At 61.5% G+C, this 13,726-nt stretch carries 16 protein-coding genes; 8 read left to right on the top strand and 8 right to left on the bottom strand.

The genetic code is table 11. The features are described from left to right. Positions 1-16: 16 nt before the first annotated feature. The 4 genes from HX868_RS09050 to HX868_RS09035 are packed head-to-tail and all read left to right on the top strand — an operon-like array spanning position 17 to position 2,586. Positions 17-451 carry a DUF4426 domain-containing protein gene (locus HX868_RS09050; RefSeq protein WP_028618309.1) on the top strand — a complete coding sequence of 145 codons (435 nt, stop codon included), beginning with the start codon at positions 17-19 and terminating at the stop codon, positions 449-451. Next, positions 448-1,044 carry an RdgB/HAM1 family non-canonical purine NTP pyrophosphatase gene (rdgB, locus tag HX868_RS09045; RefSeq protein ID WP_177002618.1) on the top strand — a complete coding sequence of 199 codons (597 nt, stop codon included), beginning with the start codon at positions 448-450 and terminating at the stop codon, positions 1,042-1,044. Before HX868_RS09050 ends, rdgB begins: the two co-directional genes overlap by 4 nt. Then, complete coding sequence (hemW, locus tag HX868_RS09040) at positions 1,041-2,243, top strand: radical SAM family heme chaperone HemW (RefSeq protein WP_246355508.1); 1,203 nt, start codon at positions 1,041-1,043, stop codon at positions 2,241-2,243. The genes rdgB and hemW overlap by 4 nt, the downstream gene beginning before the upstream one ends. A 19-nt stretch (positions 2,244-2,262) precedes the next feature. Continuing rightward, positions 2,263-2,586, top strand: a complete 324-nt coding sequence (locus tag HX868_RS09035; protein ID WP_016972961.1) for a DUF3392 domain-containing protein — start codon at positions 2,263-2,265, stop codon at positions 2,584-2,586. Between the two features lie 135 nt (positions 2,587-2,721). Here HX868_RS09035 and trmB read toward each other — a convergent pair whose 3' ends face one another. The 4 genes from trmB to HX868_RS09015 form a co-directional block, all read right to left on the bottom strand. Beyond that, complete coding sequence (trmB, locus tag HX868_RS09030) at positions 2,722-3,447, bottom strand: tRNA (guanosine(46)-N7)-methyltransferase TrmB (protein WP_177002617.1); 726 nt, start codon at positions 3,445-3,447, stop codon at positions 2,722-2,724. A gap of 9 nt (positions 3,448-3,456) precedes the next feature. Then, the gene (locus tag HX868_RS09025; protein ID WP_177002616.1) at positions 3,457-4,251 is read right to left on the bottom strand and encodes a thiazole synthase; all 795 of its coding nucleotides are present in this window, start codon (positions 4,249-4,251) and stop codon (positions 3,457-3,459) included. Between the two features lie 52 nt (positions 4,252-4,303). Further along, positions 4,304-4,504, bottom strand: a complete 201-nt coding sequence (gene thiS / locus HX868_RS09020; RefSeq protein WP_032865944.1) for a sulfur carrier protein ThiS — start codon at positions 4,502-4,504, stop codon at positions 4,304-4,306. A gap of 71 nt (positions 4,505-4,575) precedes the next feature. Then, the gene (locus tag HX868_RS09015; protein WP_016976028.1) at positions 4,576-4,953 is read right to left on the bottom strand and encodes a DUF423 domain-containing protein; all 378 of its coding nucleotides are present in this window, start codon (positions 4,951-4,953) and stop codon (positions 4,576-4,578) included. Positions 4,954-5,027: 74 nt separating this feature from the next. On the opposite strand from HX868_RS09015, the gene mtgA reads away from it, so the two are divergent. Then, on the top strand, positions 5,028-5,750 hold the full coding sequence (gene mtgA / locus HX868_RS09010; RefSeq protein WP_177002615.1) for a monofunctional biosynthetic peptidoglycan transglycosylase: 723 nt from the start codon (positions 5,028-5,030) through the stop codon (positions 5,748-5,750). Between the two features lie 195 nt (positions 5,751-5,945). Here mtgA and rpoH read toward each other — a convergent pair whose 3' ends face one another. The 4 genes from rpoH to ftsY all read right to left on the bottom strand — a co-directional run bounded on the left by rpoH (position 5,946) and on the right by ftsY (position 9,948). Further along, positions 5,946-6,800 carry an RNA polymerase sigma factor RpoH gene (rpoH, locus tag HX868_RS09005; RefSeq protein ID WP_016972967.1) on the bottom strand — a complete coding sequence of 285 codons (855 nt, stop codon included), beginning with the start codon at positions 6,798-6,800 and terminating at the stop codon, positions 5,946-5,948. A gap of 129 nt (positions 6,801-6,929) precedes the next feature. After that, a complete protein-coding gene (gene ftsX / locus HX868_RS09000; protein WP_016976026.1) occupies positions 6,930-7,955 on the bottom strand; it encodes a permease-like cell division protein FtsX in 1,026 nt (341 codons plus the stop codon). Further along, a complete protein-coding gene (gene ftsE / locus HX868_RS08995; protein WP_003234627.1) occupies positions 7,952-8,623 on the bottom strand; it encodes a cell division ATP-binding protein FtsE in 672 nt (223 codons plus the stop codon). Before ftsE ends, ftsX begins: the two co-directional genes overlap by 4 nt. After that, positions 8,620-9,948 (bottom strand): signal recognition particle-docking protein FtsY, encoded by a 1,329-nt coding sequence (gene ftsY, locus HX868_RS08990; RefSeq protein ID WP_177002614.1) that lies wholly within the window; start codon positions 9,946-9,948, stop codon positions 8,620-8,622. Before ftsY ends, ftsE begins: the two co-directional genes overlap by 4 nt. A 232-nt stretch (positions 9,949-10,180) precedes the next feature. Between ftsY and HX868_RS08985 the strand changes: the two genes are divergently transcribed. Genes HX868_RS08985 through rsmD form a run of 3 tightly spaced genes read left to right on the top strand, consistent with a single transcriptional unit; the run spans position 10,181 to position 13,639 of the window. Then, positions 10,181-11,536 carry a M16 family metallopeptidase gene (locus HX868_RS08985; protein WP_177002613.1) on the top strand — a complete coding sequence of 452 codons (1,356 nt, stop codon included), beginning with the start codon at positions 10,181-10,183 and terminating at the stop codon, positions 11,534-11,536. Beyond that, positions 11,529-13,019 (top strand): M16 family metallopeptidase, encoded by a 1,491-nt coding sequence (locus tag HX868_RS08980; RefSeq protein WP_177002612.1) that lies wholly within the window; start codon positions 11,529-11,531, stop codon positions 13,017-13,019. The genes HX868_RS08985 and HX868_RS08980 overlap by 8 nt, the downstream gene beginning before the upstream one ends. Next, positions 13,019-13,639 (top strand): 16S rRNA (guanine(966)-N(2))-methyltransferase RsmD, encoded by a 621-nt coding sequence (rsmD, locus tag HX868_RS08975; RefSeq protein WP_177002611.1) that lies wholly within the window; start codon positions 13,019-13,021, stop codon positions 13,637-13,639. The genes HX868_RS08980 and rsmD overlap by 1 nt, the downstream gene beginning before the upstream one ends. Positions 13,640-13,726: the final 87 nt, after the last annotated feature.

Raw genomic sequence — 13,726 nt, 5'->3', positions numbered from 1 at the left:
TTCAAGAGGGACGCTCATGAGTCGTTTGGCTATTTTTCTATTGACCGCCTGCCTGGGCGCCAGCGCCGTGGCCGCAGACGCAATAGACGCTAACCGCAAGAAAGACTTCGGTGACATCACCGTGCACTACAACACCTTCACCTCCAGCTTCCTGCAACCGGAAACGGCCCAGGCTGTCGGCGTGGTACGCAGCAAGGAGAAGGGCCTGATCAACGTGACCGTGATCAAGGGCGTAACCCCGGTGGCCGCGCAAGTCACCGGCACCATCAAGGACCTGGGCGGCAAGAGTGAGGTCCTGACCTTCAAGCAAATCAACGAGAAAGGCGGCGTCAATTATCTCGCGCCCTACTCCGTGACCCAGCGGGAATACAAGACGTTTACCATCAACGTTGAAACCGGCGGCAAAGCCCATAGCTTCCAATTCAACCAAGAACTGTTCCCGGCCGAATGATGAAACTCACCCAACTCGTACTGGCCAGCCATAACGCCGGCAAACTCAAAGAATTGCAGGCGATGCTCGGCGACTCCGTGCACCTGCGCTCCATTGGCGAGTTCAGCCAGGTGGAGCCGGAAGAGACCGGCTTGTCGTTCGTCGAGAACGCCATCCTCAAGGCGCGTAATGCCGCACGTATCTCTGGCCTGCCAGCGCTGGCGGATGACTCTGGGCTGGCGGTGGATTACCTCGGCGGCGCCCCTGGCATCTATTCGGCGCGGTATGCCGACGGCAAGGGCGACGCGGCCAACAACGCCAAGCTGCTGGACGCGCTCAAGGACGTGCCAGACGCCAAGCGTGGCGCACAGTTCGTCTGCGTGCTGGCCCTGGTACGCCACGCCGATGACCCGCTGCCGATCCTGTGCGAAGGCCTGTGGCACGGGCGCATCCTGCATGCCGCCAGTGGCGAACATGGTTTTGGCTATGACCCGCTGTTCTGGGTGCCCGAACGCAATGTCTCCAGCGCCGAATTGAGCCCAGCCGACAAGAACCAGATCAGCCACCGTGCTCGCGCAATGGATTTGCTGCGCCAACGCCTGAGCCTGAAATGACCCAGAACACCTCTGCGCAGCCGCTGATCCACGGCGGCGCGCAAACACCTCGGGCGGCCTTGCCGGTACTGCCGCCCCTGGCGCTGTATATCCACATCCCGTGGTGCGTGCGCAAATGCCCCTATTGCGACTTCAACTCCCACACCGCCAGCAAGGTGCTGCCGGAAGAGGAGTATGTGGACGCACTGCTGGCCGACCTCGATCAGGACCTGCACGCTGTGTACGGTCGCGAGCTGAGTTCGATCTTCTTTGGCGGGGGTACGCCGAGCCTGTTCAGCGCCGCCGCATTGGGTCGGCTGCTCAAAGGTGTGGAAGCGCGCATCCCGTTTGCCAGTGATATCGAGATCACCCTGGAAGCCAACCCTGGCACCTTCGAACAAGAGAAGTTCGTGGCCTATCGCCAGCTGGGGATCAACCGGCTGTCCATCGGCATCCAGAGTTTCCAGCAGGAAAAACTTGAGGCGCTGGGGCGTATCCATAATGGCGATGAAGCCGTGCGCGCGGCGGGCATGGCGCGCCTGGCCGGGTTTGATAACTTCAACCTGGACCTGATGCACGGTTTGCCCGATCAGTCCCTGGACGACGCCCTGAGCGACTTGCGCCAGGCCATCGCGCTGAAGCCGACGCACTTGTCCTGGTACCAGCTGACCCTGGAACCCAACACCGTATTCTGGAACCAGCCACCCGCGCTGCCGGAAGACGACACGTTGTGGGACATTCAGGAGGCCGGCCAGGCGCTGCTTGCCGAACACGGTTACGCGCAATATGAAGTGTCGGCCTACGCCCAACCGGGTCGCCCGGCGCGGCATAACCTGAATTACTGGAGCTTCGGCGACTTTATCGGCATTGGCGCCGGAGCCCACGGCAAGCTCAGCCACCCCGACGGGCGCATCGTGCGCACCTGGAAGACCCGAGCACCGAAGGACTATCTCAACCCGGCCAAAAGCTTTCAGGCCGGTGCGAAGGAACTGACCAACGAAGAACTGCCATTCGAGTTCCTGATGAACGCGTTGCGCCTCACCGAGGGCGTCGAGGCCAGGCTCTACGCCGAGCGTACCGGCCTTGATCTGGCGAGCCTGGACGAAGGCCGTCGCGAGGCCGAACAAAGTGGCTTAATGCAGGTCGAACCGTCACGCCTGGCGGCGACCGACCGCGGGCAACTCTTTCTCAATGACCTGTTGCAGAAGTTTTTGAGCTGATCGCTCTTAAGGAAATCGAATGGATTTGGTACTCGACCTGCTCGCCACCGTATCCCGCTGGAGCCGTAGCAACCTGTCGGAAATCTCCCTGGCCCTCGTCGGCTGCCTGCTGGTGCTGTTTGGCGCCGATATCAAAGGCTGGGTGGAAGCGCGTTTGGGCAGCATCGCCGGCGCGTTGCGCGTACCGTTGATGGCGTTGGTGTGCATGATCGGCAGCGGCGCCGCGTTGATCTACGCCACGCCGTGGATTGTGCGGGGGTTGAGCCAGTTCAATAACTACAGCCTGGCGCCGGTGTTGGTGGTCGTATTGGTACTGATCGGCGTAGTAGCAGACCGCCGCTGATCCAGACCCAACACCACACTGTAGGAGCGAGCTTGCTCGCGAAGAACGTCAACGATCACGCAGCGCTATCAGGTAGCCCGCGTCGCCGATGGTTTTTTCGCGAGCAAGCTCGCTCCTACAAGGGTTGCGTTTAGGTCAGGCCAACTTTTCGAACTTCAAATCCCAAACCCCATGCCCCAACCGCTCGCCACGGCGTTCGAACTTGGTGATCGGTCGCTCAGCCGGACGCGGCACGCATTTGCCGTCTTCGGCGATGTTGCGGTAGCCGGGGGCGACGTTCATCACTTCCAGCATGTATTCCGCATACGGCTCCCAGTCGGTGGCCATATGCAGGATGCCGCCAACCTTAAGCTTGCTGCGTACCAGTTCCGCAAAGGAGGCCTGGACGATACGGCGCTTGTGGTGACGGGCTTTGTGCCATGGGTCCGGGAAGAACAGCATCAGGCGGTCGAGGCTGTTGTCGGCAATGCAGCGGTTGAGCACTTCAATCGCGTCGCAGTCATACACACGCAGGTTGGTCAGCCCTTGAGTGAGCACGCCGTTGAGCAGCGCGCCCACACCTGGGCGGTGCACTTCCACACCGATAAAGTCCTGGTCCGGCGCGGCGGCGGCCATTTCCAGCAGGGAGTGGCCCATGCCGAAGCCGATTTCCAGGGAACGCGGGGCCGAACGGCCGAACACCTGGTCGTAATCCACCGGCGCATCGGCCAGGGGCAACACGAACAGCGGCGCACCTTGCTCCAGGCCCTTTTGCTGGCCTTCGGTCATGCGGCCGGCGCGCATCACAAAACTCTTGATGCGGCGGTGCTTGGACTCGTCGCCTTCTTCTACAGTGTTCGGCGTTTCGTTTGATTCAGTCATCAATGGCTCTTACTTGATCAGACCATCCAGCGGCGAAGAGGCGCTGGCGTAGAGTTTTTTCGGCATGCGACCGGCGAGGTAGGCCAGGCGGCCCGCGACGATGGCATGGTTCATGGCTTCGGCCATCATGATCGGCTGCTGGGCGTGGGCGATGGCGGAGTTCATCAGCACCGCGTCGCAGCCCAGCTCCATGGCGATGGTTGCGTCTGAGGCTGTGCCTACACCCGCATCCACCAGAACCGGGATCTTGGCTTCTTCCAAGATGATCTGCAGGTTGTACGGATTGCAGATACCCAGGCCGGAACCGATCAGGCCGGCCAACGGCATTACGGCGATACAGCCGATTTCCGCCAGTTGGCGTGCGATGATCGGGTCATCGCTGGTGTAGACCATCACGTCGAAGCCTTCCTTGACCAGGGTTTCGGCGGCCTTGAGGGTTTCGATCACGTTGGGGAACAGGGTTTTCTGGTCGGCCAGCACTTCCAGCTTCACCAGGTTATGGCCGTCGAGCAGCTCACGGGCCAGGCGACAGGTGCGCACGGCCTCGATGGCGTCGTAGCAACCGGCGGTGTTCGGCAGGAAGGTGTAGCGATCCGGCGACAGCACTTCGAGCAGGTTCGGCTCGCCTTCGATCTGGCCGAGGTTGGTGCGGCGCACGGCGAAGGTGACGATCTCGGCGCCCGAGGCTTCGATGGCCAGGCGGGTTTCTTCCATGTCGCGGTATTTGCCGGTGCCGACCAACAGACGGGACTGGAAGGTACGACCGGCCAAGACGAAGGGCTTGTCGCTACGAACGATGCTCATGGGAAATCCTCGAAATGGGGTGAGGTTCTGCAGAATTCAGGAAGTTGCGCGACTAGCCGCCGCCGATGGCGTGGACCACTTCGACCTGGTCACCTTCGGTGAGCGCGGTCTCGGCGTGCTGGCTACGCGGGACGATATCCAGGTTGAGTTCCACTGCGACACGACGTCCGGTCAGGTCCAGACGGGTCAGCAGGGCCGCAACGGTTTCACCGTCGGGCAGTTCAAAGGATTCGCCGTTCAACTGAATGCGCATGCCACGGGCCGCCATCGTTTTTAGGGGCCCGCATTCTAGCTCGATTGACGTTGCCGGCCCAAGCCCCTTGGTCAGGCGGCCTGCAAGCGCCACGCCGCCAGACCGAGGAAAAACCAACCTAAAAGGAACGCTAGCCCGCCAAACGGCGTAATGATGCCTAGCTTGCTGATCCCGGTCAGGGTCAGCACATACAGGCTGCCGGAGAACAGCAGGATGCCGACGGTAAACGAGATGCCCGCCCAGCTGACCAACCGGCCAGGAATATGCGCCGCCAGCAACGCCACGCCGAATAGCGCCAGGGTATGGACCAGTTGGTAGGTCACACCGGTATGGAAGATCGCCAGGTACTCGGCGCTCAAGCGGTTTTTCAGGCCATGGGCGGCGAACGCACCGAGGGCCACGCCGGTGAAGCCGAAAAAGGCAGCCAACATCAGAAAGCCACGCAACATGAGGAACTCCAGTCAGACTCAAAGGGCCGGGTCTGTATAATGGCCCGCTCAACGGGTTCGGCCAAGCCATCTCTATGCTGCGTCTCCTCTTCAAACGCTTTCTCAACGTCGTGAAATGGTTTGCCATCGGCAGTGTGCTGCTGGTGCTGCTGTTTCGTGTCGTCCCGCCGCCCTTCACTGCACTGATGGTGGAACGCAAGGTTGAATCCTGGTTCGACGGCGAACCCATTGACCTGCAGCGCAGCTGGGTGCCGTGGGATGAGATCTCCGACGACCTCAAAGTGGCGGTGATGGCGGGTGAAGACCAGCGCTTCCCGCAGCATTGGGGCTTTGACTTCGGCGCGATCCAGGCGGCGATCCTGCACAACGAGCGCGGCGGCTCGATTCGCGGCGCCAGTACGTTGAGCCAGCAGGTGTCGAAGAACCTGTTCCTGTGGGCCGGCCGCAGTTATCTGCGTAAAGGCCTGGAAGCCTGGTTTACCGGGCTGATCGAGGTTTTGTGGCCCAAACAGCGGATTCTTGAGGTGTATCTCAACAGTGTTGAGTGGGATGAAGGCGTGTTTGGCGCGCAAGCTGCGGCGCAGCATCACTTCGGCGTGAGTGCCAAGGGGCTTTCGCGCCAGCAGGCCAGCTACCTGGCGGCAGTGTTGCCTAACCCTCGGGTGTGGAGTGCCAGTCATCCGACGGCGTATGTGGCGCGGCGCGCGGCGTGGATTCGGCAGCAGATGAGTCAGTTGGGTGGGGATGGCTATTTGGTGGAGTTGAACAATTCACGCAAAGCACCTTGGTCCGACTGACACACCACAAATCTGGCTGATACCCACCCTCTGTAGGAGCCGGCTTGCCGGCGATCGCGGTCTGTCAGGTCGTTCATTTTCAGCTGATAGACCGCTATCGCTGGCAAGCCAGCTCCTACAGGGGCTCGCGTGAGGTCAGAAACAAAAATGCCCCGATCTTTCGATCGGGGCATTTTTTTATCTTTTCGCAGCGTTTTAGGCGGCGATCGACAACTTCAGCTTGTTCATCGCGCTTTTCTCAAGCTGACGAATCCGCTCGGCCGACACGTTGTACTTCTGTGCCAGGTCGTGCAGCGTGGCTTTGTCTTCCGCCAGCCAGCGCTGGTAGAGGATGTCGCGGCTGCGGTCGTCCAGCACTTCCAGCGCTTCGTGCAGGTTGTGGTTGGAGTTGTCGCTCCAGTCCGCATCCTCCAGTTGACGCGCCGGGTCGTACCGGTGGTCTTCCAGGTAGTTGGCTGGCGATTGGAAGGCGCTGTCGTCGTCCGCTTCAGCGGCCGGATCGAAGGCCATGTCATGGCCGGTCAGACGACTTTCCATCTCGCGCACTTCACGGGGCTCCACACCGAGGCTTTCGGCCACGCGGTGGACTTCCTCGTTGTTCAGCCACGCCAGGCGTTTCTTCTGGCTGCGCAGGTTGAAGAACAACTTGCGCTGGGCCTTGGTGGTCGCCACTTTCACGATGCGCCAGTTGCGCAGGATGAACTCGTGGATTTCCGCCTTGATCCAGTGCACGGCAAACGACACCAGACGCACACCCATTTCCGGGTTGAAGCGTTTCACAGCCTTCATCAGGCCGACGTTGCCTTCCTGGATCAGGTCAGCCTGGGCCAGGCCGTAGCCGCTGTAGCTACGGGCGATATGTACGACAAAACGCAGGTGGGCGAGCACCATCTGCCGAGCCGCCCCCAAATCCTGCTCATAATAGAGACTCTCGGCCAGTTCACGCTCCTGCTCGGGTGTCAGCAATGGAATGCTGTTGACCGTGTGCACATAGGCTTCCAGGTTCGCACCCGGGACCAAGGCATAAGCAGGTTGCAAAGAAGTGGTCATACGAAAAAACCTCCGACTCACATAACTCGTGCAGTGAAGCACTGCGAAAATTGACCGGGAACCGTAGGACAAGTTCCCTAAACCACCAATACGGTCAATACAAACGAAACCACATTAATCTGACATTAACTACTTCGGTGCCAACTCGCGTAAATGACGAGCGACCGCAATCCAAGCACCGATATACCCCAACAATACCGCGCCAAGCAAGAGACTCAGACCATCGGCTACAGGCACACCGGCCAGCGCGAAATCACTGCCGTAGAGTCCGGCCAGCCCGACCACCGCGTCGTTCAGCCAGTCCAGGCCGAAAGCCAGCACGCCCCAGGACAAAATCCCGGCACCAAAGCCATAAAGCGCGCCCATGTACAGAAAAGGACGACGCACATAGCTGTCCGTGCCGCCGACCAGTTTAATCACTTCTATCTCGGTGCGACGGTTTTCAATATGAAGACGAATGGTATTACCTATCACCAAAAGTAATGCAGACACCAACAGCACCGTCAAACCGAACACAAACCGGTCGCCCAGCTTGAGGATCGCCGCCAGGCGCTCTACCCAGACTAGATCAAGTTGCGCCTGCTGCACCTTGGGCATCTCTGCGAGTTTTTGTCGCAGGGCTTCCAGCGCCGGCTTGTCGACTTCATTCGGCGTCACCAGTACCACGCCCGGCAGCGGGTTCTGTGGCAGCTCTTTAAGCGCCTCGCCCAGGCCGGATTGTTGCTGGAACTCTTCAAGGGCCTGGTCGCGGCTGATGTACTCGGCATCCGCCACACCTGGGATGTTCTTGATGTCGTCGCGCAACGCTTCGCCGTCTTTGGCGCTGGCGTCGATGTTCAGGTACAGCGAGATCTGCGCTGCACGCTGCCAGGAACCGCCCAGGCGCTCCACATTATTAAGCAGCAGCGACAGGCCCATCGGCAGGCTCAAGGCCACTGCCATCACCAGGCAGGTGAAAAAGCTGCCAATCGGCTGCTTGCCCAGGCGGCGCAGGCTATCGACCAGGCTGGCGCGATGGCTTTCGATCCAGGCGCGCAGCAGGGTGCTGAAGTCCGGACCGTCATCGTCGTGATCGTGTTTTTTCTTCGGCGGTTGCGGATCGGCCGGTTTCGGCGCCACGCGCTCGGAGACTTTAGGGCTGCGTGTCGCACTCATACGCCGGCCTCCCCGTCACCGATCAGGCGGCCGCGCTGCAGGGTCAGCATGCGATGGCGCATGCGTGCGATCAGCGCCAGGTCGTGACTGGCGATCAGCACGCTGGTGCCCAGGCGGTTGATGTCTTCGAACACGCCCATGATCTCGGCCGCCAGGCGCGGGTCGAGGTTACCGGTAGGTTCGTCCGCCAGCAGCAAGGCCGGGCGGTGGACGATGGCGCGGGCGATGCCCACGCGCTGTTGCTGGCCGGTGGACAGGTCGCCAGGGTAGAGGTCGGTCTTGTCCGACAACGCCACGCGCTCCAGGGCCGAATCCACGCGCTTGACGATCTCGGCCTTGGACAGCCCGAGGATCTGCAACGGCAACGCCACGTTATTGAACACGGTGCGGTCGAACAGCAACTGGTGGTTCTGGAACACTACGCCGATCTGGCGGCGCAGGAACGGAATCTGCGCATTGCTGATGGTGGCCAGGTCCTGGCCCGCCAGCAGCAGTTTGCCGGTGGTCGGGCGCTCCATGGCCAGCAGCAGGCGCAACAAGGTACTTTTGCCGGCACCGGAGTGCCCGGTTACAAACAGAAACTCGCCGCGACGTACTCGAAAGCTCAGCTCATGCAAGCCCACATGCCCGTTGGCATAGCGTTTACCGACCTGTTCGAATCGAATCATGAACGCTCCCGCTCGGCAAACAGTGCCTGTACAAAGGGTTCGGCTTCAAAGGTGCGCAGGTCGTCGATGCCTTCACCGACGCCGATATAACGAATCGGCAACCCGAACTGTTTGGCCAGGGCGAAGATCACACCGCCCTTGGCCGTGCCGTCGAGCTTAGTCAATGCCAGGCCAGTCAGTTGCACCGTCTGGTTGAATTGTTTGGCCTGGCTGATGGCGTTCTGGCCCGTGCCCGCGTCAAGCACCAACAGAACCTCGTGCGGCGCGTCTGCATCGAGCTTGCCGATCACGCGACGGACTTTCTTCAGCTCTTCCATCAAGTTGTCTTTGGTGTGCAAGCGACCGGCGGTATCGGCGATCAACACATCGATGTTGCGCGCCTTGGCGGCTTGCACGGCGTCGAAGATCACCGACGCGGAGTCAGCACCCGTGTGTTGGGCAATCACCGGGATCTTGTTGCGCTCGCCCCAGACCTGCAACTGCTCAACCGCAGCGGCGCGGAAGGTGTCGCCGGCGGCCAGCATGACTTTCTTGCCTTCGGACTGCAGCTTCTTGGCCAGCTTGCCGATGGTGGTGGTCTTGCCGGCGCCGTTGACGCCCACTACCAGGATCACGAACGGCTTGTTCGGGGTGATCACCAGCGGTGCTTCCACCGGCTTGAGCATCGCGGCCAGCTCGGCCTGCAGGGATTTGTACAACGCGTCAGCGTCGGTCAATTGCTTGCGCGCGACCTTCTGGGTGAGGCTCTGGATGATCACGGCGGTGGCTTCGACGCCCACGTCGGCGGTGAGCAGACGGGTTTCGATGTCTTCCAGCAGTTCGTCATCGATGACTTTTTTGCCGAGAAACAGGCTGGCCATGCCTTCGCCAATGCTGGCGCTGGTCTTGCTCAGGCCTTGCTTGAGGCGGGCAAAGAAGCCGGTCTTGTTGGTTTCGACGGCAGCCACTACGGGTTCTGGCTCGATAACCGCAGGTGCAGCGACCTCGACCACAGCCGGAATGGGCGGAGTCACGTGCTCAGCCTGCACATCTTCAACCAGTGCCACGGGCTCTTCGGCCACCGGCAGTTCGGGCCACGCCTTGTGTTCTGGTTCTGGCTCAGCCTCGACCACCGGCTGCAACACCGGCTCGGCCATCGGCAACACCACCGGCTCCGGGGTTTCGGCAACCGGCTCGGCTTCTACTATTGGCGCAGGGGTAGGTTCAGGCTGAACCGGCGGCTGTTCGTCGACGGTTTCCTGCGGCTTTTTGCGCAGCCATCCGAACAGGCCTTTTTTCTCGCCAGCCGCAGCTGGGGTCTTCTTGTCGTCGTTGGAACCAAACATGGAGACGGCTATCTCAAGGTAGCGACGCGCCAGTAGGCGCGCCGGTAAATAAAATTCGATGCGTAACAGACTGTTTTTTAGCCAGCTCGTTCATGCGCAACATTTTGTAAGGCCTAAATAGGGCCTAAACAAGACTGCCGCAGTGGCCGTCCGTAAATCCGACCAGTATCCTAGCACCTCCTCGCCCGCCGACGCTAAGACCAAGCGGGCAGCCCAACAGGTTTAAAAACGAATGAATGCTCTAGCCCGCCGCGCCGCAGGCCTGCTGTTCAGCACAGTTTGTCTGCCTCTTTCAGCCTTGGCTGCCGACCCACAACCCACCCATGAATTCACCCTGGATAACGGCCTGAAGGTGGTCGTACGCGAAGATCATCGCGCGCCTGTGGTGGTTTCCCAGGTTTGGTACAAGGTCGGTTCGAGCTACGAAACCCCGGGCCAGACCGGTTTGTCCCACGCCCTGGAACATATGATGTTCAAGGGCAGCGCCAAAGTCGGCCCCGGCGAAGCCTCGCTGATCCTGCGCGACCTGGGCGCCGAAGAGAACGCCTTCACCAGCGACGATTACACCGCCTACTACCAAGTACTGGCCCGCGATCGCCTGGGCGTCGCCTTCGAACTGGAAGCCGACCGCATGGCCAGCCTGCGCCTGCCGACCGACGAGTTCAGCCGCGAAATCGAGGTCATCAAGGAAGAGCGCCGCCTGCGCACCGACGATAACCCGATGTCCAAGGCCTACGAGCGCTTCAAGGCCATGGCTTTCCCGGCCAGCGGCTACCACACGCCGACCATCGGCTGGATGGCCGACCTGGACCGCATGAAGGTCGAAGAGCTGCGCCACTGGTACCAATCCTGGTACGTGCCGAACAATGCCACGTTGGTGGTGGTCGGTGACGTCACTCCGGACGAGGTAAAAAACCTGGCCCAACGCTACTTTGGCCCGATTCCCAAGCGTGACGTGCCACCAGCCAAGATCCCGATGGAATTGGCCGAACCCGGCGAGCGCCTGTTGACCATGAAAGTGCAGACCCAACTGCCGAGCGTGATCCTGGGCTTCAACGTGCCCGGCCTGGCCACTGCCGAAGACAAACGCTCGGTACAGGCCCTGCGCCTGATCTCGGCGTTGCTGGACGGCGGCTACAGTGCACGGATCTCGGAACAGTTGGAGCGAGGTGAAGAGCTGGTCTCTGCCGCCTCCACCAATTACGACGCCTACACCCGTGGCGACACCCTGTTCATGCTGACCGCCACCCCCAACCAGCAGAAGAAAAAGACCGTCGCCCAAGCCGAAGCCGGCCTGTGGCGCCTGCTGGAAGAACTGAAGGCCAAGCCACCGACCGCCGAAGAGCTGGAACGCATCCGCGCCCAGGTCATTGCCGGCCTGGTCTACCAGCGTGACTCCATTACCAGCCAGGCCACAGCCATTGGTTCCCTGGAGACCGTGGGCCTGTCCTGGAAACTGATGGACACGGAGCTCGCCGACCTGCAAAGCGTGACCCCGGACGATATCCAGAAAGCCGCGCGCACCTATTTCACCCGCGAACGTCTCAGCGTCGCCCATGTCTTGCCTCTGGAGACCGCTCATGAGTGATCGCAAAAGCAGCCGCCTGATTTTCCCCGGCCTGATCGTTGTCACCCTGATCGCCGCCAGTGCCGTGTATTTCCTGCGCCCAAACGACTCCGTCGCCAGCCCGGCGCTGGAAAAAGCCCAGTCGAGCAACAAGCTGCAATCCCTGGCGGAGCTGGACGACAAGGCACCGACCAACCGCAAGCTCGACGTACAAACCTGGACCACCGCCGAAGGCGCCAAGGTGCTGTTCGTCGAAGCCCATGAACTGCCGATGTTCGACGTGCGCATCCTGTTCGCCGCCGGCAGCAGCCAGGACGGCAACGTGCCGGGCCTGGCGCTGATGACCAACGCCATGCTCAACGAAGGTGTACCAGGCAAGGATGTAAGCCAGATCGCCCGTGACTTCGAGGGCCTCGGCGCGGACTTTGGCAATGGCGCCTATCGCGACATGGCGCTGGTGTCCCTGCGCAGCCTCAGCGACAGCGATAAACGTGACGCCGCCCTGAGCCTGTTTGACCAGGTGATCGGCAAGCCAACCTTCCCCGCCGACTCCCTGGCGCGGATCAAGAACCAGATCCTCGCCGGCTTCGAGTACCAGAAGCAGAACCCCGGCAAGCTGGCGAGTCTGGAGCTGTTCAAGCGCTTGTACGGCGATCACCCTTACGCACACCCGAGCGAAGGCACGCCAGAAAGCGTCCCGAAGATTACCCTGGCGCAGTTGCAGGCGTTCCACGCCAAGGGCTATGCGGCCGGCAACGCGGTGATCGCGGTGGTGGGCGACCTGACCCGCGCCAAGGCCGAAGCCATGACAGGCAAGATTTCCGCCTCGCTGCCTAAAGGCCCGGCCTTGCCGAAGATCGCTCAGCCGACCGAACCCAAGCCGGGTTTGAACCGCATCGAGTTCCCGTCCAAGCAGACGCATCTGTTGTTCGCGCAACTGGGCATCGACCGTGCCGACCCGGACTATGCAGCCCTGTCCCTGGGCAATCAGATCCTCGGCGGCGGTGGTTTTGGCACCCGCCTGATGAGCGAAGTGCGTGAAAAACGCGGCCTGACCTACGGCGTGTACTCCGGTTTCTCGCCCATGCAGGTGCGCGGCCCGTTCATGATCCAGCTGCAGACCCGCGCCGAAATGAGCGGCGGCACCCTGCGCCTGGTGGAAGACGTGGTCGCCGACTACCTCAAGAACGGCCCGACGCAAAAGGAACTGGATGACGCCAAGCGCGAGCTGGCTGGCAGTTTCCCGCTGTCGACCGCGAGCAACGCCGATATCGTCGGGCAGTTGGGCGCGATGGGTTTCTACAACCTGCCGCTGACCTATCTGGAAGATTTCATGAAACAATCCCAGGCCCTGACCGTAGAGCAGGTCAAGGCTGCCATGAACAAACACTTGAGCGCCGACAAGATGGTCATCGTGACCGCCGGCCCGACGATTGCGCAAAAGCCACTACCGCCCCCCACTGATAAACCCGCCGAGCAGCCGCTCGGGGTTCCGGAGCATTAATGGCCAGTTCATCTCGCCCGAAAAAACCCGTCCACAACGTGCATAACGGTGTGGGCCAGCTGCGCATCATTGGCGGCGAATGGCGCAGCCGCAAGCTGAGCTTCCCCGACGTCGTAGGCCTGCGCCCGACGCCGGACCGCGTGCGTGAAACCCTGTTCAACTGGCTCGCGCCGTACATCGCGGGCGCCACGGTGCTGGACCCGTTCGCCGGCAGTGGCGCGCTGTTCCTGGAGTCGCTGTCCCGTGGCGCTGCTCTGGGCCAGGCGCTGGACGCCAGCAACGTGGCGGTCTCCAGCCTCAAGGAACACCTGGGCACCCTGCGCTGCACCACCGGCCAGGTCCAGACCGCCGACGCCCTGCGCTACCTGGAAACCCAGCCGGCCAGCCAGTTCGACGTGGTGTTCCTCGACCCACCGTTCAACCAGAACCTGCTGCCGACCGTGTGCACGCTGCTGGAAGAGCGCCAATGGCTGGCGCCGGATGCGTGGATCTACACTGAGAGCGAGACCGCGCCTTCGACCCTGGGCCTGCCGGCAGGCTGGCGCCTGCACCGGGAACAGAAGTCCGGGCGGGTGTATTACGCGTTGTGGCATCGTACTGCACACACTGACTCACTGTAGGAGCAGGCTTGCCCGCGAAGATCGACAACGATCACGCTGGCATCCTGAATGAACGCGGCGCCCTTACGTTTTTCGCGAGCAAGCTCG

The organism is Pseudomonas reactans, assembly GCF_013385825.1.
Classification (GTDB): domain Bacteria; phylum Pseudomonadota; class Gammaproteobacteria; order Pseudomonadales; family Pseudomonadaceae; genus Aquipseudomonas; species Aquipseudomonas reactans.
The sequence above is the reverse complement of the archived record's forward strand: the minus strand, read 5'-3'. Positions and strand labels throughout refer to the sequence as shown.